This window comes from Micromonospora tarapacensis, from assembly GCF_019697375.1.
Classification (GTDB): domain Bacteria; phylum Actinomycetota; class Actinomycetes; order Mycobacteriales; family Micromonosporaceae; genus Micromonospora; species Micromonospora tarapacensis.
Genome location: NZ_JAHCDI010000004.1, coordinates 3,677,499 through 3,695,988, shown reverse-complemented (window position 1 = coordinate 3,695,988; position 18,490 = coordinate 3,677,499). Strand labels below are relative to the sequence as shown.

The 18,490-nt window shown below is 72.5% G+C and carries 16 protein-coding genes, 2 tRNA genes and 1 pseudogene; 15 read left to right on the top strand and 4 right to left on the bottom strand.

Going from position 1 to position 18,490, the window contains the following annotated elements:
* The first annotated feature begins 271 nt into the window (after window positions 1-271).
* A complete protein-coding gene (gene cimA / locus KIF24_RS22670) occupies window positions 272-1,855 on the top strand; it encodes a citramalate synthase (RefSeq protein ID WP_221085737.1) in 1,584 nt (527 codons plus the stop codon).
* A gap of 25 nt (window positions 1,856-1,880) precedes the next feature.
* On the opposite strand, the pseudogene KIF24_RS22665 reads toward cimA, so the two are convergent.
* A pseudogene (locus KIF24_RS22665) lies at window positions 1,881-2,642 on the bottom strand (endonuclease/exonuclease/phosphatase family protein); the annotation flags it as partial.
* 405 nt (window positions 2,643-3,047) lie between these two features.
* Here KIF24_RS22665 and KIF24_RS22660 point away from each other — a divergent pair.
* The 7 genes from KIF24_RS22660 to arfB all read left to right on the top strand — a co-directional run bounded on the left by KIF24_RS22660 (window position 3,048) and on the right by arfB (window position 8,543).
* On the top strand, window positions 3,048-3,542 hold the full coding sequence (locus tag KIF24_RS22660; RefSeq protein WP_221085735.1) for a hypothetical protein: 495 nt from the start codon (window positions 3,048-3,050) through the stop codon (window positions 3,540-3,542).
* A 196-nt stretch (window positions 3,543-3,738) separates the two neighbouring features.
* The gene (locus KIF24_RS22655) at window positions 3,739-4,791 is read left to right on the top strand and encodes an AAA family ATPase (protein ID WP_221085734.1); all 1,053 of its coding nucleotides are present in this window, start codon (window positions 3,739-3,741) and stop codon (window positions 4,789-4,791) included.
* A complete protein-coding gene (locus KIF24_RS22650; RefSeq protein WP_230415845.1) occupies window positions 4,791-5,813 on the top strand; it encodes a DUF58 domain-containing protein in 1,023 nt (340 codons plus the stop codon). Before KIF24_RS22655 ends, KIF24_RS22650 begins: the two co-directional genes overlap by 1 nt.
* Complete coding sequence (locus tag KIF24_RS22645; RefSeq protein WP_221085732.1) at window positions 5,810-6,769, top strand: VWA domain-containing protein; 960 nt, start codon at window positions 5,810-5,812, stop codon at window positions 6,767-6,769. Before KIF24_RS22650 ends, KIF24_RS22645 begins: the two co-directional genes overlap by 4 nt.
* Window positions 6,770-6,838: 69 nt before the next feature.
* Entirely contained in the window at window positions 6,839-7,702 is an 864-nt protein-coding gene (locus KIF24_RS22640) for a S1C family serine protease (protein ID WP_221085731.1), read from the top strand.
* A 109-nt stretch (window positions 7,703-7,811) separates the two neighbouring features.
* Window positions 7,812-8,108 carry a hypothetical protein gene (locus tag KIF24_RS22635; RefSeq protein WP_221085730.1) on the top strand — a complete coding sequence of 99 codons (297 nt, stop codon included), beginning with the start codon at window positions 7,812-7,814 and terminating at the stop codon, window positions 8,106-8,108.
* A 9-nt stretch (window positions 8,109-8,117) separates the two neighbouring features.
* A complete protein-coding gene (gene arfB / locus KIF24_RS22630; protein WP_221085729.1) occupies window positions 8,118-8,543 on the top strand; it encodes an alternative ribosome rescue aminoacyl-tRNA hydrolase ArfB in 426 nt (141 codons plus the stop codon).
* A gap of 52 nt (window positions 8,544-8,595) precedes the next feature.
* Here the strand turns inward: arfB and KIF24_RS22625 are convergent, their stop codons facing one another.
* Window positions 8,596-9,486: an urease accessory protein UreD gene (locus tag KIF24_RS22625; protein WP_221085728.1), complete on the bottom strand. Its 891-nt coding sequence runs from the start codon at window positions 9,484-9,486 to the stop codon at window positions 8,596-8,598.
* Window positions 9,487-9,519: 33 nt separating this feature from the next.
* The gene (locus tag KIF24_RS22620; RefSeq protein ID WP_221085727.1) at window positions 9,520-10,803 is read right to left on the bottom strand and encodes a hypothetical protein; all 1,284 of its coding nucleotides are present in this window, start codon (window positions 10,801-10,803) and stop codon (window positions 9,520-9,522) included.
* A 135-nt stretch (window positions 10,804-10,938) separates the two neighbouring features.
* Here KIF24_RS22620 and KIF24_RS22615 point away from each other — a divergent pair, with 135 nt between their 5' ends.
* From KIF24_RS22615 to KIF24_RS22605, 3 genes are all read left to right on the top strand, one after another.
* A complete protein-coding gene (locus KIF24_RS22615) occupies window positions 10,939-11,742 on the top strand; it encodes a fumarylacetoacetate hydrolase family protein (protein ID WP_221085726.1) in 804 nt (267 codons plus the stop codon).
* A 97-nt stretch (window positions 11,743-11,839) separates the two neighbouring features.
* Window positions 11,840-11,911 (top strand) — tRNA-Gln (locus KIF24_RS22610).
* Window positions 11,912-12,047: 136 nt separating this feature from the next.
* Window positions 12,048-12,120 (top strand) — tRNA-Glu (locus KIF24_RS22605).
* 188 nt (window positions 12,121-12,308) lie between these two features.
* Here the strand turns inward: KIF24_RS22605 and KIF24_RS22600 are convergent.
* Window positions 12,309-12,995 carry an IclR family transcriptional regulator gene (locus tag KIF24_RS22600; protein WP_092373513.1) on the bottom strand — a complete coding sequence of 229 codons (687 nt, stop codon included), beginning with the start codon at window positions 12,993-12,995 and terminating at the stop codon, window positions 12,309-12,311.
* A 49-nt stretch (window positions 12,996-13,044) separates the two neighbouring features.
* Between KIF24_RS22600 and leuC the strand changes: the two genes are divergently transcribed.
* From leuC to KIF24_RS22580, 4 genes are all read left to right on the top strand, one after another.
* Window positions 13,045-14,490, top strand: coding sequence for a 3-isopropylmalate dehydratase large subunit (gene leuC, locus KIF24_RS22595; RefSeq protein ID WP_221085725.1), 1,446 nt, complete (start codon window positions 13,045-13,047; stop codon window positions 14,488-14,490).
* A gap of 14 nt (window positions 14,491-14,504) precedes the next feature.
* The gene (gene leuD / locus KIF24_RS22590; RefSeq protein ID WP_221085724.1) at window positions 14,505-15,092 is read left to right on the top strand and encodes a 3-isopropylmalate dehydratase small subunit; all 588 of its coding nucleotides are present in this window, start codon (window positions 14,505-14,507) and stop codon (window positions 15,090-15,092) included.
* 171 nt (window positions 15,093-15,263) lie between these two features.
* Window positions 15,264-15,953: an HU family DNA-binding protein gene (locus KIF24_RS22585; protein ID WP_221087504.1), complete on the top strand. Its 690-nt coding sequence runs from the start codon at window positions 15,264-15,266 to the stop codon at window positions 15,951-15,953.
* Window positions 15,954-16,108: 155 nt separating this feature from the next.
* Complete coding sequence (locus KIF24_RS22580) at window positions 16,109-18,043, top strand: endonuclease/exonuclease/phosphatase family protein (protein WP_221085723.1); 1,935 nt, start codon at window positions 16,109-16,111, stop codon at window positions 18,041-18,043.
* Window positions 18,044-18,490: the final 447 nt, after the last annotated feature.

The window sequence follows — 18,490 nt, the reverse complement described above, 5'->3', positions numbered from 1 at the left end:
CTCGGAGGAACGTGTTTCGTTGTCCCGAAAACTCCTACCCCGCCGGAAGACCATCAATCACACCCGGACCGCACAGCCCGGATTGCCGTCCCGTCATGTGGGTTATGCCTCCCAAAAGTCGGCGTGGGGTGGCAGAGTACCGAGCGTGACCAGCACCGCCCGCATTATTGGCAACTAGCGCGCCGGCTTCCCCTCCGCCGAGCGCGCAGACCTCCCGCATCCGCGGGGGGTCTTTTTGTTGCGCTGGCCGGTGCCTGACGAAGGGATCCCCATGACGTTCCAGGTCTACGACACGACCCTGCGCGACGGCGCCCAGCGCGAGGGGCTCAGCTACTCGGTGGTCGACAAGCTCGCCGTGGCGCGGCTGCTCGACGAGTTCGGCGTCGGGTTCATCGAGGGCGGGTGGCCGGGCGCGGTGCCCAAGGACACCGAGTTCTTCCGCCAGGCGCGCACCGAACTCGATCTCAGTCACGCGGTGCTGGTCGCCTTCGGCGCCACCCGCCGGGCCGGCGCGGTCGCCGCCGACGACCCGCAGGTGCGCGGCCTGCTCGACGCGCAGACCCCGGCGATCGCCCTGGTGGCCAAGGCCGACCTGCGCCACGTGGAGCGGGCGCTGCGCACCACCGCCAAGGAGAACCTGGCGATGATCCACGACACGGTGACCCACCTGGTGTCCGAGGGTCGCCGGGTCTTCGTCGACGGTGAGCACACCTTCGACGGCTACCGCCACGACCCGGCGTACACCGCGTCGGTGGTGGAGACCGCGCTGGCGGCCGGTGCCGAGCGGTTCGTGCTCTGCGACACCAACGGTGGCATGCTGCCGTCCCAGGTGACCAGGGCGATCGTCGACCTCACCGACCGGATCGGCGTCGCGCCCGAGCTGCTCGGGATGCACGCCCAGAACGACACCGCCTGCGCGGTGGCCAACACCATCGCCGCCGTCGAGGTTGGCGTCCGGCACGTGCAGGGCACCGCCAACGGGTACGGCGAGCGGCCCGGCAACGCCGACATCTTCGCCGTGGTGGCGAACCTCCAGCTCAAGCTCGGGCTGCCGGTCCTACCGGAGGGCTGCCTGGAGCAGATGGTGCGGGTCTCCCACGCCATCGCCGAGATCGCCAACATCGCCCCCGACACCCACCAGGCGTACGCCGGGGCCGCCGCCTTCGCCCACAAGGCGGGGCTGCACGCGAGTGCGATCAAGGTGGATCCGCTGCTCTACAACCACGTCGAACCGGAGGTGGTGGGCAACGACATGCGGATCCTGGTCACCGAGATGGCCGGCCGGGCCAGCATCGAGCTCAAGAGTCGTGAGCTCGGGCTGGATCTGGCCGGCCATCCGGAGACGGTGTCCCGGGTCACCAACCGGGTCAAGGAGTTGGAGGCCGGCGGCTGGTCGTTCGAGGCCGCGGACGCCTCGTTCGAGCTGTTGGTCCGCGGCGAACTGCCGGACGCCGCGCCGGTGCGGCCGTTCGCCCTGGAGTCGTACCGGGTGCTGGTCGAGCACCGCGAGGACGGCGCGGTCGTTTCGGAGGCCACCGTGAAGATCCGGGTACGCGGCGAGCGGCTGATCGCCACGGCGGAGGGCAACGGGCCGGTCAACGCGTTGGACGAGGCGCTGCGGGTCGGCCTCGGCCGGCACTACCCGGAACTGCGCGACTTCGAGCTGGCCGACTACAAGGTGCGCATCCTGGAGGGCAGCCACGGCACCGGCGCGGTGACGCGCGTGCTGGTCGAGACGGCCGACGGCCGGGGTGGTGGCTGGACGACCGTCGGCGTGCACCCCAACGTGGTCGAGGCGAGCTGGCACGCGCTTGTCGACGCGCTCACCTACGGCCTCGACCGGGCCCGGGTGTGAGGATCCGGTAGCGGACGCAACCCGCTCACCCGCTGGTGCCCGGCAGCCGCAACTCGGCGACGACCATGCGGTGGTCGCTGCCGGGTAGCGGGTGCACGGCGACGGCGCGTACCGCGATGCGGCGGTCGACCAGCACGTGGTCGATCACCACGGGCGGGATCGCGTCGCCGTCGTACGGTCCCCAGGTGCCGGTGAGCCCGGCGCCGACCGAAGCGGCGGCGTCGACGTAGCCGGTGCCGAGCAGGGCGCGCAGCGGACCGTGGTCGAGGGTGGCGTTGAAGTCCCCGGCGAGGATGCTCAGTGGCCCGTCGGGGGTGGCGGCCGGCTGCGCCGCCAGGTCGGCCCGCCACGAGTCGACCTGGTCCACCGCGTACGGGGCCGCCGGGTGTGCCGACTCGACGCGTACCGGGGGTGCGTCGGGCAGCGCCACGGTCGCGTACGCCTGCGTGAAACCCCACCCGCCGCGTAGCTGGCGGATGCCGCCGTCGCTGATCCGGTGACGGGCGTAGAGTCCGGAGCCGGCGGTGCCGACGACCGGGTTGAGCTGCCGGTACGGCATTAGCCGGTCGAGCCCGAGCCGATCCAGTTCGGTCGCGGCGGACGGGGTGAACTCCTGGACAACGAGCAGGCCGATCCGTTCGTTGCGGACCAGCTCGGCCACCGCCTGCGGATCGGCGGCGCCGGCCAGGAGGTTGGCGGTCAGCACCCGCACCGCCGGCCCGGTGGTCGACGGTTGCGGTGCGGTCAGCGCGCGGGGAGCCGCCAGCGCGAGCAGCGTCACCACGGACGCAGGCTAGTGCGCCCGCCGTGCGTGGCTGCCGGCCACCCGTGATCCGGCTGTGATCGCCGGCCTCGCCGGCGGCGCGGAAATTGTCGAGCGCTTTTCGTGAACGGCCTTCGAATTCACTTCTCACAATTCCGTTGGCGTTGATCCGACAGGCCGGTAAAGGGCCGATCCACTATTGACGCCCGGCGTTTTTCGATGCTACGTTCCAGCTGGTCGGGTGGTCGCTACCGAGGAAGAACCAGCAGCTCAGGATGCATGCGGCCGGTTGGGTCAGTCGACTTCGGAGGCGATCCACAATAGCTGCACCGGCGGTTCGCGTGCATTTTCCCGGCTCTGTAAATGAAATGTCCGTCCCGCGCGCCGCGGGTCGGTCGTATCCCCACGGTCACCAAAGGGAGACCTGTCATGACCAGATTTTTCCGACGTAAGGCGGCCGCGGTGACGATCGCGGCCCTGGCACTGGCCCTGGCCGGCGGCGGGATCGCAGCCGCGAAGCCGACGGCCGAGTCCGCCCAGCCCGCCGCCCGCACCGCGCAGCAGCCGGCGGTCACCACGGCCTCGTTGAACAGCGCGAAGGCCGCCCTCGCCAAGGGTGACTCGATCGGCACCCAGGCCGTGGGCTTCTACGCCACGGTGGTCAACGCCAACGGCACCAAGGCCCGCGGCGACGGGGTCGTCATCAAGTACGGCGTCGGGCAGTACGAGGTGCAGTTCGGCAGCAGCGTCGCCACCGGCGTCTACGTGGCGACGATCGGCCGGGCCGACTCGTGCTGTGTCCCACCGGCCGGCGAGGTCTCGGTCGCGCCGCGCCTGCTCACCCCGAACGGGGTCTTCATCCAGACCCGCAACTCGGCCGGCGTCCCCGCCGACCTGCCCTTCCACCTTCTCGTACAGCGCTGATCCGGCACCGTCGCCGACCCCCGCCATCGGCGGGGTCGGCCGCCGTCGTGCCCCGGCTCCGCCCTGGAGCGCTGTCTGGCCTCGTTTCGCGCGGTAGGGAGCAGTTCGGTGCGCCGCGGTACCGTCATCCGGTCTGGCCCGCCGAGGGCCGGAAATTCCGACGTTTGTCCGAGGCCCGCCCCGGGAAGCAAGCACCGTGACGGACATCTCGGACACCATGGCCAGCCTGCCCAGCCCGGCCGATCCCGACGCGACCGCGGCCGAGCTGGATCAGACGCTCTTCGAGGTCAAACGCGTGATCGTCGGGCAGGATCGGCTCGTCGAGCGCCTCCTCACCGCCCTGATCGCCGAAGGGCACTGCCTGCTGGAGGGCGTGCCCGGGGTGGCCAAGACCCTGGCCGCCGACACCCTCGCGACGGTCGTCGGCGGCACCTTCTCCCGCATCCAGTTCACCCCCGACCTGGTTCCGTCCGACATCGTCGGCACCCGGATCTACCGCGCCTCGAAGGAGAGCTTCGACGTCGAGCTGGGCCCGATCATGGCCAACCTGGTGCTGGCCGACGAGATCAACCGGGCACCGGCGAAGGTGCAGTCGGCGCTGCTGGAGGCGATGGCCGAGCGCCAGGTGTCGATCGGCGGGCGCAGTTACCCGGTGCCGGCGCCGTTCCTCGTGCTGGCCACCCAGAACCCCATCGAGTCCGAAGGGGTCTACCAGCTTCCCGAGGCGCAGCGGGACCGCTTCCTCATGAAGATCGTCGTCGACTATCCCGACGCCGCCGACGAGTTGGCCATTCTCTACCGGATGGGCGCCGACCGCCCCCGGGCGCACCGCCTGCTCGACCCGGACCGGCTGCGCGGCTTCCAGCATCAGGCCCGGCAGGTGTTCGTCCACCACGCCATCGCCGAGTACGTGGTCCGGCTCATCCTCGCCACCCGCGACCCGGGCAGGTTCGGGCTGCCGGGGCTCGCTCCGCTGCTCGCCTACGGTGCCAGCCCTCGCGCCACCCTCGGCCTGGTCGCCGCCGCCCGCGCCCAGGCCCTGATCCGGGGCCGGGAGTACGTCCTGCCCGACGACGTCCGGGAGCTGTCGGTGGACGTGCTGGCGCACCGGATGGTGCTCTCCTTCGACGCGGTCGCCGACGGGGTGAGCGCCGAGTGGGTGGTGCGCCGGCTGGTCGAGGCGGTCCCGCCGCCACAGGTGGCGACGACCGGCCAGCCGGCGTACGCGACCGACCTGGCAGCCGCCTGATGGGACGCCGGGACAGGTCGGCGCCGGTGGCGGCGGAGCCGGTGCTGACCGACCTCACCCCCGACCAGCGCCTGCGACAGCTGGAAATCACCGTGACCCGGCGCCTCGACGGCCTGTTGCACGGAGAGCTTCGCGGCCTGCTGCCCGGGCCGGGCAGCGAATCCGCGGGCAGCCGCGAGTACCGACCCGGTGAGGACGAGGTCCGCCGGATGGACTGGTCGGTCACCGCCCGCACCACCGTCCCGCACGTGCGGGTGGTGGACGCCGACCGGGAGTTGACCACCTGGCTGCTGGTCGATGCCAGCCCCAGCATGGAGTACGGCACCGCCGAACTGGACAAGCGGGAGTTGGCGGTGGCCGCGGTCGCCACCGTCGGCTTCCTCACCGCCGGGCCGGGCAACCGACTCGGTGCCCAGGTGCTCACGCCGGACGGGCTGCACCGGGTGCCGGCGCGCGGCGGGCGCAGCCACCTGTTCGGTCTGCTGCGCACCCTGCTGGCCGCGCCCCGGGTGGGCGGGTACGACGCGGATGTCGGGCCGCGCGCCGCACCGGACGCGGCCGATCTGGCCGACGCGCTGGCGGCGGTGGGTCGGGTCGCCAACCGGCGTGGCCTGGTGGTGGTGGTCTCCGACTTCCTCGACGGCCTGCCCGACGACCCACGGCTGCCGGCCTCCTGGGAACGTCCGCTGCGCCGGCTGACCGTGCGGCACCAGGTGCTCGCGGTGGAGGTCACCGACCCGCGTGAGCTGGAGCTGCCGGACGTCGGCCTGATCACCCTCGCCGATCCGGAGACGGGCGAGCGTCGCGAGGTGTGGACCGGCGACCGCCGGCTGCGCGAGCGGTACGCCGAGGCCGCGGCTGCCCAGCGCGACCAGGTGCGGTCCGCGCTGCGCCGGGCCGGCGCGACCCACCTGGCGCTGCGCACCGATCGGGACTGGGCGGCCGACATCGTGCGGCACGTGCACGCACAGCGCCGCCTGGCCACCGTCCCGGCCGCGACCCGCCGGGGAGGTGCCGCGTGATCTGGGAGTCGCCCGTCCGGCTCTGGCTGCTGCTCGGTGTGGCGGCCCTGACCGTGGTGTACCTGGTGGCGCAGCGCCGCCGCAGCCGGTATGCCGTCCGGTTCACCAACCTGCGGTTGCTCGACCGGGTGGCGCCCCGGCGCCCGACCTGGCGCCGGCACCTGCCGGCCGGCCTCTTCCTCGCCATGCTGGCCCTGCTCGTCGTCGGCTTCGCCCGGCCCACCGCCGAGGTCCGGGTGCCCCGGGAACGCGCCACCGTGATGGTGGCGGTGGACGTCTCCACCTCGATGCTCGCGACCGACGTCGAGCCGGACCGGCTCGGCGCGGCCAAGCGTGCCGCCGGGCGGTTCGTCGACGGGCTACCTGGTGAGTTCAACGTCGGGCTGGTCGCGTTCGCCGGCAGCGCGGCGGTGCTGGTGCCACCGAGCACCGACCGGGAGGCGCTGCACGACGGGATCGACCGGCTCGCCGAGGGCGTGACCGGTGTCCAGGGCACCGCGATCGGCGAGGCCATCAGCACCTCGCTGGGCGCGGTGAAGGCGCTGGACGACAAGGCGGCCACCCAGCCGCCGCCGGCGCGGATCATCGTGCTCTCCGACGGGGCGAACACCTCGGGAATGGACCCGATGGAGGCGGCCATCGAGGCCGTCGCCTTCGAGGTGCCGGTGCACACGATCTCGTTCGGTACGCCCGGCGGTTTCGTCGACCGTGGAGGGCGGCCGATCCAGGTGCCGGTGGACGGCGCGACCTTGCAGGCCGTCGCCGAGGAGACCGGGGGTGGTTTCCACGAGGCCGACACGAGTGACGAACTGCGTGCCGTCTACGACGACATCGGCAGCTCGGTGGGCTGGCGGAAGGTACGGCAGGACGTCTCGGCCCGGTTCATCGGGCTCGGGCTGGTGTTCGCGATGGGCGCGGCGGTCGGCTCGATGCGGTGGTTCTCCCGCCTGCCCTGACCTCGTCGGCCCGGCCTGGCCGAGCCACCGGAGCGGCCGGTGCCGGCCGCGCACGTGAGGAGCGTACGTATGGCAGTGCAGACCGGGCTGGGCGAACCACGGGGTCCCTGGTTCGTCTCGCCGGATCTCGACCCGGACGGCCGGGCCGGGCCGGACGGTGCGTCCAGGGCGCGGGACCGGATGGCGTGGGGCTGGCATCGCCGGCTGCTGGTGGGCCTGGCGGTGATCGCGCTCTCCACCGGCGCGGGAGGGTTGGCCGGCGGCTGGGTGGCCGGTCGCGACGGCGGCCCGGGCCCGGCGGCCGCCACGGCCGCCCCGGTGCCGGCCGAACTGGTGACCGCCGCCGAGAAGACCGTGCCGGGGGTGGTGTCGGTGCTGGTGGGTGGCGCCGGTAACGGCTCGGCGAGCGGTTCCGGCTTCGCCGTGGACGCCGAGCAGCACATCATCACCAACGACCACATCCTGACGAAGGGGCGTGGTGGGCCGGTGACGGTGGAACTGCCGGATGGCCGGCGGTTCGCGGCGGAGGTGGTGGGCCGGGAGCCGGGCAGCGATCTCGCGGTGCTCAGGGTGCCACCGTCCGCGGGGCTGACGCCGTTGCCGCTGGCCAAGCCGGGTTCGACCCGGGTGGGCGAGCCGGTGCTGGCCGTCGGTTCGCCGCTGGGGCTGCCCGGCACCGTCACCGCCGGCATCGTCAGTGCGCTGGACCGCCAGGTGCGCCTCGGCGACAACCGGCACCGGGCGGTGCAGACCGATGCCTCGATCAACCCGGGCAACTCCGGTGGACCGTTGGTCAACGCGCGGGGCGAGGTGGTCGGGGTGAACACCGCGATCGCCACGATCGACGGCAACGGATCGATCGGGATCGGCTTCGCCATCCCGATCGAACAGGTGCAGCAGACGGCCGACACGATCATTGGTAAGGGCGGGTGATATACACACAGTCACTGTCCGATTACGAGGAGATCGGGGCAACTGTCGGATTCCCGCGCCGGATGATCGGAGAATGGAAATATGACGCTGGGTATGGATACTGGCGTGGGTGGAGCGTCCTCTCATCGCGGTCCTCCTGCTGGTGGGCCTCATCATCGGAAGTGGCGTCGGGTCGTCGTACGCGCGGGCCAGGCGGGGCTGGAACGACTATCAGGCGGCGAAGAAGACCGTGCCCGGCGCGCGTCGCGCTGCGTGGTTGCTGATCAAGATGGTCACCACGAAGGTCGGCGTGATCGCCCTGCTTCTGGTCGGTGCGGTCGCGTACGCCGCCGCCGGCGGGACCGACGAGCCGGCTCCGCCGACGCCGGGCCCGAGCAGCGCCCCGGACGAGCGGCCCGCACGCTAGCCTCAGGGCGTGGACGACGGACTGCGGGTGACCGACCGGTGGGTCGTTCCCGCCGCCGAGCTGCGGGAGCGGTTCTCCCGGTCGTCCGGGCCCGGTGGGCAGGGAGTCAACACCGCCGACTCCCGGGTCGAGCTGAGCTTCGACCTGGCCGGCTCGCCGAGCATCCCGGAGCCGCTGCGCGCCCGGGCACTGGACCGGCTCGCCGGGCGGCTGGTCGACGGCGTGCTGACCATCGCCGCCAGTGAGCATCGGGCCCAGCTGGCCAACCGCGAGGCGGCCCGGGAACGACTGACGTCGCTGCTGCGCGAGGCCGTCGCCCCGCCGCCCCCGCCGCGCCGCCCCACCCGGCCGTCACGGGGAGCGAAGGAACGGCGGTTGGCCGAGAAGAAGCGCCGCGCCCAACGCAAGCGCGACCGCCGGGTGGACGGCGAGTAGCACCGGCGACGACCGGGCCGGCCCGCCGGAGGTGCGATCCCGGTGCCCGGCCTCAGACCCTCGACAGCGCCGCCGGCTCCGCCGCCAGCAGGGCCACGCAGACGTCGATCAGCCGGGCCCGCAGCCGGCCCGCACGCTGGGAGAACTCGCGCTGCCGAGCCACGTACTCGGCCTTGCCCTCCGGCGTCTCGACGGCCACCGCCGGTTCACCGTACGAGGAGAAGTCGTACGGTGACGCCTGCATGTCGAGCAGCCGGATGTCCCTCGCCAGCTCGAAGCAGTCGAGCGCCAGGTCACCGGCCACGGCGGGACCCAGCTTCGTGGCCCACTTGTGGCAGTCCATCGAGGCGTGCAGGCAGCCCGGCTGGTCGAGCTCCACCTGACTGGCCCGCGTCGGCCGGAGCCGGTTGAGGCCGACCGCGTCGGGGGTGAAGAACCGGTACGCGTCGAAGTGCGTGCAGCGGATCTGGTGTGACTCGACCACCGCGTCGGTGTCCTGCTGCCCGAGACGGAGGGGGAGCGGATGCCGGTGCTCCCGCTGGCGGTACACCATCGCCCACTCGTGCAGGCCGAAGCAGCCGGTGAAGGCCGGTCGTGACGCGATGGCGGACAGCAGTCGATGGATGAAGCGCACCGAATCGCCCCGGTCGGCGAGGAACGCGGCGAGGTCGAGACGCACCGACGCGTCCGCGTCCGTCGCGTACCAGCGCCAGCGGTGGTGCGGGGCCGGGCCGGCGGATCCGGGTTCCAGGCGGACGCCGACGCCGGGGTGCCACCGCCGCAGCACCGAGGGTCTCGTGCCGTAGTAGTCGTAGAGGAAGTCATCGATGGCGTGCCGCTCCCCGGTGACCCTGCGGGCGCGACGGCCGGCGGTGAGGCGATCGGCGCGCTGCTCGTGAGCTGCCTGTAGGGGCAGCCAGGTCGCCGCGGGCAGGCCGGTCACCGACCAAGGGTACGACCGGGTCGTCTCCGCCGGTCAGGGCACCTCCACCCGTACCCCGGCGGAGAACACCCCGCTGCGCAGTTCCAGCCGCTGCGGCGCCTCCCGCCCGTTGATCGTGAACACCAGCGGCAGCACCATCCGGCTGCCGGCCGCCATCGGCTCGGCGAACATGTCCCGCCCCTGGTTCGCCCGCCGGGTGGCCTGCTCGTCGGTGGTGACCCAGTTGCCGTCCGCCAGGTAGGCCCGTTGCAGCTTGCCGTGCCAGCTCTGGTGCTCCGGGGTGAGGTTGCGGACCCCGACGGTCGCCTGGCACTGCCGGGCGTCCCGGCCCGGTTCGCAGCTCATCCGGTAGACGGTGAACTCGAACGCCTCCTCGCGCAGCGGCGTCCCCAGCGCACCGCTCGCCCCGGCACCCTTCCAGGCGCCGCTGGTCGGCTGGCTGTCGGTGTCGATCGCGGTCACCCGCTGGGTTGCGGACCAGGCCGCCGCGCCGACCGTGCCGGCCAGCACCGTCGCCGCCACCGGCACCACCACCCAGACCGGCGGCTTGCGCCGCCGGGCCGGCGGGCGAGGAGCGGCCGGACGGGGATAGACCGTGCCCGGTCCGTCCGAGGCCAGTGCGGCGGCGACCGGCCGCCGCCGGCGCCGCCAGGTGACGAAGCCCACGACGCCGAGCACCAGCACCGCCACCGCGCCGACCAGCAGCGCGGGAGCCTGGCGACGCCAACCCGTCGGCTCCTGCGGACCGGCTGCCGTGGCCCCCGGCGCCGTCCAGGTGGCGGTCGCGCAGTCGTACGGCCGCCGGCCGTCACTGGCGAAGGCGCACGCCGGCGCGGTCACCGGCTGCTGGGCGGCGGCGCCGGCGAGGGTGGTGCCCAGCGTGGTGGTGCTGCGCGGCGGCAGCCTCAGACGCCAGGTCACCTCGGTCGCCGCCGACCCACCGGGGCGTAGCTGCCGACCCCCGTCGCTGATCGTGGTCGCCGAGACTCCCTCGGGCAGTTCCTGGCGCACGGTGGTGTCCACCGGGGCGTTGCCGGTGTTGCGGACCTCGATGCGGTACCCGGGCTCGGCGGTGTGTTCCGGCGCCACCGCCACGCTGACCTTCGGCCTGGCGGCCGGCGAGGCGACCCGGGTGGGGGTGGGTACCGCTGGCGGTGCCGCCGGCATGCTGGGATCGGGCGTGGCCGCCGCGTGTTGCCGCCCGGCCGCCGGGGCTTCCGGGACGCCGGCCGCCGGCAGGACCGGCAGGGCGGTGAGCAGGCCGACGCAGTGCACGATCGCCGCGAGGGCCCTGTGGTGTCGTCTCGATGCAGGCATACGAACGAACCTCCGCAGCCGACGCTAGGTGCGGGCACACGTCGTGCGGGTACGAAGCGGTGAATTTGGCCCGGGAGGTGATCGTCACCGGTAAGCTTCGCCCGGCCCGCCGGCCGGTCGGACTAGATTGGCCTGGTGCGTATCGCTCGTTTCGCTCATGCCAAGGGAATGTCGTTCGGCGTCGTCGAGGGGGAGCCGGAGGCGGGCCCGCAGGGGCTCACCATCGCGGAGATCTCCGGCCATCCGTTCGGCCAGATCACGTTCAGCGGGGTCCGCTGGGCGTTGTCCGACGTCCGGCTGCTCTCCCCGATCCTGCCCAGCAAGGTGGTCTGCGTCGGTCGCAACTACGCGGAGCACGCCGCCGAACATGGTCACGAGGTCCCGAAGGAGCCATTGCTGTTCCTCAAGCCCTCCACCTCGGTCATCGGCCCTCGGGACGCGATCCGGCTCCCGGAGTTCAGCAGGCAGGTCGAGCACGAGGCAGAGTTGGCGGTGGTGATCGGTGCGCCCGGTGCCCGCCGTGCGGACCGGGCCGCGGCGGAGCGCGCCATCTTCGGCTACACCTGCGCCAACGACGTCACCGCCCGCGACCTGCAACGCTCCGACAGCCAGTGGACCCGGGCGAAGGGGTTCGACTCGTTCTGCCCGATCGGGCCGTGGATCACCACCGGTCTCGACGTCACCGATCTGGAGATCCGCTGCGAGGTGGGACGCGATCCGGAGGAGATGGAGGTCCGCCAGTTGGGCCGCACCCGGGACATGGTCTTCGACGTGCCGGCACTGGTGTCGTACGTCTCACACGTGATGACGTTGCTGCCCGGTGACGTCGTGCTGACCGGCACGCCGGCAGGGGTTAGCCCGCTCGCCGAGGGGGATACGGTGAGCGTCAGGATCGACGGGATCGGCGAGTTGGTCAACCCGGTCCTGTCTGCGACCTGATCGCCGTTTTCGCAGCTCAAGGGCGCTTTGGGGAAGTCGATTTGGCCTGCTGGTGCCGGGGAGGGTAGAGTTTGTTCCCGGCGCCGCAAGGGGCCATTGGGGTATGGGGTAATTGGCAGCCCGACTGATTCTGGTTCAGTTAGTCTAGGTTCGAGTCCTGGTACCCCAGCGCAGCCGCGATTCGTCAAGAATCGAGGTCGCTGGATTCTGGTGGAGTTCGGCACCGATGCACCGCGAGGGCCTCGGTCGCGAGATCTGGTAGAGTTCGGCGGCACCGCCTCACCGGCGGTGCCGCAAAATGTTCTGGCCCCGTCGTCTAGTGGCCCAGGACGCCGCCCTCTCAAGGCGGTAGCGCCGGTTCGAATCCGGTCGGGGCTACAACTCAAGATCCGGCTCGTCCCGCTTCGGCAGGACGAGCCGTTTCATCCACTCCCACCCCACTCCACCCCCACCCCCGTCGTGTTGATCATGAAGTTAGCGGGCCTTTTGGAGATCAAAGACCCCGCTAACTTCATGATCAACGCGAGAGCGTCGGGTGGGCCGGGGGTGGGTGGGGTGGGGTTGGGTTAGAGGCCGGAGAGGCGTTGGCCGGCGCGGACTACGGCCATGGCGTGGCGTTCGCCGGGGCGGCGGCCGAGGCGCTCGATCGGGCCGGAGATGCTGATCGCGGCGATCACGCGGCCGGTGCGGTCGCGGATCGGAGCCGAGACGCTCGCCACACCGGCCTCCCGCTCGGCGACGCTCTGCGCCCAGCCGCGGCGGCGCACCTCGGCGAGGGTGCGGCCGGTGAACTTCGACCGGGGCAGCAGCGGCATCACCGCCTCGGGCGGTTCCCAGGCGAGCAGGATCTGCGCCGCCGAGCCGGCGATCATCGGCAACACGGAACCCACCGGGACGGTGTCCCGCAGCCCGCTGGCCCGCTCGGCGGCGGCCACGCAGATCCGCTCGTCCGCCCGCCGCAGGTAGAGCTGGGCGCTCTCTCCGGTGGCGTCCCGCAGGGCGGCGAGCAGTGGCTCGGCCGCGGTCAGCAGCACGTCCGGTGCCGCGTTCGCCAGCTCGCCCAGGCGCGGGCCGGGACGCCAGCGGCCCTGGGTGTCCCGGACCAGCATCCGGTGGATTTCCAGCGCCTGTGCCAGCCGGTGCGCGGTGGCCCGGGGCAGCTTGGTGCGTTCAACGAGTTCGGCCAGGCTGGCGCCGTCCACGCAGGCGGCCAGGATGACCACCGCCTTGTCGAGAACGCCGACACCGCTCATACTGTGTCCCACAAGCCGAAACTTACCTCCCAGAATTTAGGATGTCCAGATGGTGGGAGTCACTCCTGGGTCGAGGACCCTGGCCGAGAAGGTCTGGGACGCACACGTCGTCCGGTCCGCCGCTGGTGAGCCCGATCTGCTCTTCATCGACCTGCACCTGCTGCACGAGGTGACCAGCCCGCAGGCCTTCGATGGGCTGCGGCTGGCCGGCCGGCGGGTGCGCCGCACCGACCTCACGCTCGCGACCGAGGATCACAACACCCCGACCGGGTACGCCGATCCCTCGTTCCAGCAGCGCCGCGGCGACCTGCTCACCATCGCCGACCCGACCTCCCGCATCCAGATCGAGACGCTGCGGCGCAACTGCGCCGAGTACGGCGTCAGGCTGCACCCGCTCGGCGACGCGAACCAGGGCATCGTGCACGTGATCGGCCCGCAGCTGGGCCTCACCCAGCCCGGCATGACGATCGTCTGCGGCGACTCGCACACCGCCACCCACGGCGCCTTCGGCGCTCTGGCCTTCGGCATCGGCACCAGCGAGGTCGAGCACGTGCTCGCCACCCAGACACTGCCGCAGGCCCGGCCGAAGACCATGGCGGTCACCGTCGACGGCCGGCTCGGCCCCGGCGTCACCGCGAAGGATCTGGTGCTCGCCCTGATCGCCAAGGTCGGCACCGGCGGCGGGCGCGGGCACATCGTGGAGTACCGGGGTGAGGCGATCCGGGCGCTGTCCATGGAAGCGCGGATGACCATCGCCAACATGTCCATCGAGTGGGGCGCCAAGGCCGGCATGATCGCACCGGACGACACCACCTTCGCGTACCTCAAGGGACGGCCGAACGCCCCCGCCGGAGCCGACTGGGACGCGGCGGTGGCCTACTGGCGGACGCTGCCCACCGACGAGGGTGCGACCTTCGACGCCGAGGTGACGCTGGACGCCGCCGAGATCAGTCCGTTCGTCACCTGGGGCACCAACCCCGGTCAGGGTGCACCGCTGGGCGCGACCGTGCCGGACCCGGACGAGTTCGTCACCGAGCCGGAGCGGGCCGCCGCCCGCCGGGCCCTGGAGTACATGGACCTGCGCCCCGGCACCGTGCTGCGCGACCTCGCCGTCGACGTGGTCTTCGTCGGCTCGTGCACCAACGGGCGTCTGGAGGACCTGCGCGCCGCCGCCGAGGTGCTGCGTGGCCACACCGTCGCCGACGGGGTACGCATGTTGGTGGTGCCCGGCTCCGCCGCCGTGCGCGAGGCCGCCCAGGCGGAAGGGCTGGACAAGGTCTTCGTCGACGCCGGCGCCGAGTGGCGCTTCGCCGGCTGCTCCATGTGTCTGGGCATGAACCCGGACACGCTCTCTCCCGGGCAGCGCGCCGCCTCCACCTCGAACCGCAACTTCGAGGGCCGTCAGGGCCGGGGTGGGCGGACCCACCTGGTCAGCCCGCCGGTGGCCGCCGCCACCGCCGTCGTCGGCCGGCTGGCCGCCCCCGCCGACCTGTAGAAGGGCTGCGACAGATGGACAAGTTCACCGTGCACACCGGCACCGTGCTGCCGCTGCGTCGGTCCGACGTGGACACCGACCAGATCATCCCCGCCGTGTATCTCAAGCGGGTGACTCGCACCGGGTTTGCCGACGGGCTGTTCAGCGCCTGGCGCGAGGACCCGGGATTCGTACTCAACGATCAAGCCTATTCGGGTGCGTCGATTCTGGTGGCCGGTCCCGAGTTCGGCACCGGGTCATCGCGGGAGCACGCCGTGTGGGCGTTGCGCGACTTCGGCTTCCGGGTGGTGATCTCGCCGCGCTTCGGCGACATCTTCCGTGGCAACGCCCTCAAGGAAGGGCTGCTGCCGGTCGAGCTGGAATTGAGAGCCGTCGAAGAAATCTGGAGCATGGTCGAGACGGATCCGACCAGCCCGGTGACCGTCGACCTGACCGCCCGCGAGGTCCGGGCCGGCACCGCCACCTGGCAGTTCCCGCTCGACGACTTCAGCCGGTGGCGGCTCATCGAGGGCTTGGACGACATTGGACTCACCCTTCGGCACGAGGCGCGGATCAGCGCCTTCGAGGCCGGCCGGCCGGCTTTCCTGCCCCGGGTCGGGTAGCCGTACGCCGGATCCGCAGCCGATTCCGCCCCCACCGGTGCCACCGGTGGGGGCGAATCCGTTACGACACAAGGGCTTTTTTCCACCGAATGTTTGTGTCCCGGCAGCACAGGGCATACCGTGCGCGCAGAATGGCTCGCGTCGAGTCAGTTGCACAATCAGGAGGAAGTCGTGAACAAGGCCGAGCTCATCGAGGCGCTCGCCGTTCGCCTGGGGGACCGGAAAACGGCGACGGCCGCGCTCGACGCGGTCCTCGCTGAGGTCCAGGCGGCGGTCACCAAGGGCGAGAAAGTGGCGATCACCGGTTTCGGAGCGTTCGAGAAGCGTGCACGGGGTGCGCGAACAGCCCGGAACCCGCGCACGGGGGAGGCGGTGAAGGTCAAGAAGACCTCGGTGCCGACCTTCCGCCCGGGCGCCGGGTTCAAGGAGATGGTGGCCAGCGGCAAGGTGCCGAAGGCCACGGCTGCGGCGAAGAAGACCGCCGGAGCCACCGCAAGGACCACCGGCGCGAAGGCGACCGGTGCCAAGGCGACCACCGCGAAGAAGACGACCGCGGCGAAGAGCACCGCGGCCAAGAAGACCACCGCGGCGACGACTGCGGCGGCCAAGAAGACCACCGCGAGCAAGGCCGCGGCGGCCAAGAAGACCGCTGCGGCGAGCAAGGCGACGGCGGCCAAGAAGACGACCGCGACCAAGGCGGCCACGAAGGCCGCCCCGGCGAAGAAGACCACCACGAAGAAGGCCGCCCCGGCAAAGAAGACCGCTGCGGCGAGCAAGGCGACGGCGGCGAAGAAGACCGCGACAGCCAAGAAGGCGCCGGCGAAGAAGGCGCCGGCCAGGAAGGCCGCGACCCGGCGCTGAGCCGGTCGTACGACGAGGGCGCCCGCCATCACGGTGGGCGCCCTCACCATGTCCGCCGCATCGCGGTCCCGCCGTCGGGGCGGAGAATCGTTGACCGGCACAGGGCACAGCGCTCAGAATCGCCGCACCATCCAACCCTTGGCGAAAAGAGAGCCGTGCTACGCCAGAGCCGCCTGGGCACCGCCGTCCTGGCCCTGGGCCTCGTCGTCCTGACCGACGTGCTCCGGGTCTTCCTGCCCTCGGTCATCACCATCTTCGGCCAGGCCGCGTCGACCCCGGCCGAGCTGCTCGGGGCGTTCGCGCTGGGCTGGTTCGTGCTCGCGCTCGCCGCGCCAGCCCTCGTCGTACGGGCCGGCCACCGCGTCGTCGGCGTCGTGGCGGTGGTGGTGCTGGCCGCCGCCCGGCTCACCCTGACCGCCACACCCGGTGGCCGAGCCCAGCTCTGGCTCGCCACCGCCGGTCTGCTCGCCGGTCTGGTCTGGTTGGCCGCCACCGCCGCCCGGGTCGAGCGCCCGGTGCCCGCTCTGGCGCTGGGGCTGGGCGCCAGCGCGCTCGGCCATGCCCTGCTCGGCACGTACGACCTGGTCTGGTGGGGGCGATGGGAGGCGTGGGTGGCGACCGTCGCGGTGGTGGCGTCGCTGCTCGCCGGCGAGGCGTTCCTCGCCCTGCGCTCCGGCTCGGACGCCCGACCCGGCAGCCCGGCAGCGGGCGGTCGAGCCTGGCTGCTCGCCGGGCCGGCGCTGCTGCTCGGCGGCATGGTCGCACTGTCACCGGCCGTCGCGGGCACCGCGATGTCGTTCTGGTACGGCGCGGCCGGCACCGCCGCACCGCCGCCGTTCGCGCTGGCCCCGCTGGGCGTCGCGGCGTCGTTGTTCCTGTTCGGCGCGCTGACGGTGCCCCGCCGCCGGTGGCGTCCGCTGCCGCCGCTGCTGCTGCTGGCCGGGACCCTGCTGTTCGGGTACGGCCCGCCCGGGCTGCTCGTCCTCGCCATGCTGCTCGCCGCGGCGGGCCTGGGCGGTTGCCTCGCGCTGGCCGGTACCGCGGCTCCGTCGGACCAGGCCACCGGGCGGAGTGGGCCCCGGCGGTCGTACGCCGCAGTCGGCGGGATGCTCGTCTTCGCCGTCGCCGCGGTGCTGTACTACGCCGCCTATGACATCGGCTACCCCAACGGTTGGCTGCCAGCCGGAGTAGCCGTCCTGGCCGGGGTCGTCGCGTCGGCTGGCGGACGCGGGTCGAACGGGCCGCAGACGCCGGTGGGGCCGGCGCCGTCCCCGTCCGGGGCGGTGGAGCTGCCCGCCGGCCGGCTGGCGGCGCTGGCCGCCCTCGTCGCCTTCGCCGCCGCCTGGGTGCACGGGCCGTGGCTGGTGTCGACCAACCGGGACGGGCCGCCGGAGCAGGTGCGGCTGGTGGCGTACAACATCCGGATGGGCTTCGGCCTCGACGGCCGCTTCGACCTGGCCGCCCTCCACCGGGCGGTGGGCCAGGCCGACGTGGTGGTGCTCAGCGAGGTCGACCGGGGCTGGCTGCTCAACGGCGGCCACGACACCCTGGATCTGCTCGCCGCCCGGCTGGAGATGCCCTACGTCTTCGCGCCGGCCGCCGGCCCACTCTGGGGCGACGCGGTGCTCAGCCGTTGGCCGGTGCAGCGGGCGCGGACCCGCTCGCTGCCCGCGGTCGGTGCCCCCACCGGTGCGCAGGCGCTGGGCGTCACGGTCGACTTCAGTGACGGTGTGCGCCTGGCCGTGGTGAGCACCCACCTACAGCCACCGCCCGGTGAGGATCCGGTGGTCCAGGCACGCGCCGTCGCCGAATTCGCCACGGCGTACGCCGACGGCGCACCGCTCGTGGTCGCCGGCGACTTCAACACCGAGCCGGACGACCCGGCGTTCGCCGTGTTCACCAGCGCCGCCCTGGTCGACGCGCTCGCGCCGGCCCGCCCGTTGCCGACCAGCCCAGCCGACGACCCGGATGAGCAGATCGACCACATCTTCGTCTCGCCCGACCTGGTCGCCACCGACCCCACCGCAGTGCCGAGCACCGCCAGCGACCACCTGCCGGTCGCCGTCACCCTCACCCTGCCGACCCGCTGAGGCGCGTTGGGGCGGCGGCGGTGCGGCGCAGTGCGGCGCGTTGTTGCGCTGCGGTGCGGTGGGGCGGCGGTGCGGTGGGGCGGTGCGGTGCGCCGGAGGGGCGGTTCGGTGCTTCGGAGTGCAATCTGTCGCGTCCTGTCGAGCTGAACCGTCTGTGCTATCGGTCCGCCTCGCTTGCGCCCCGCCCCGCCCCGCCCCGCCTTGCCTTGCCTCGCCTCGCCCGGCCCCGCTTGCGCCCTCCGCCGCCCCGCCCCGCTTGCGTCGCGCCTCGCTTGCGCCGCGCCTGGGCGGGGGCGTCGCCTGTGGTGACCGCTGTTGTGGTGGCCGGGTGTCGTGGTGGCCGGCGTTGCCGTCTGGCGTGCTGGGAGGGAGCGTTCGAACTGTCAGGAGCCCGCTGATCCGTCTGCGCTCTCAGCTCGACAGGGCTTGGGGTCAGCCACCAGCATG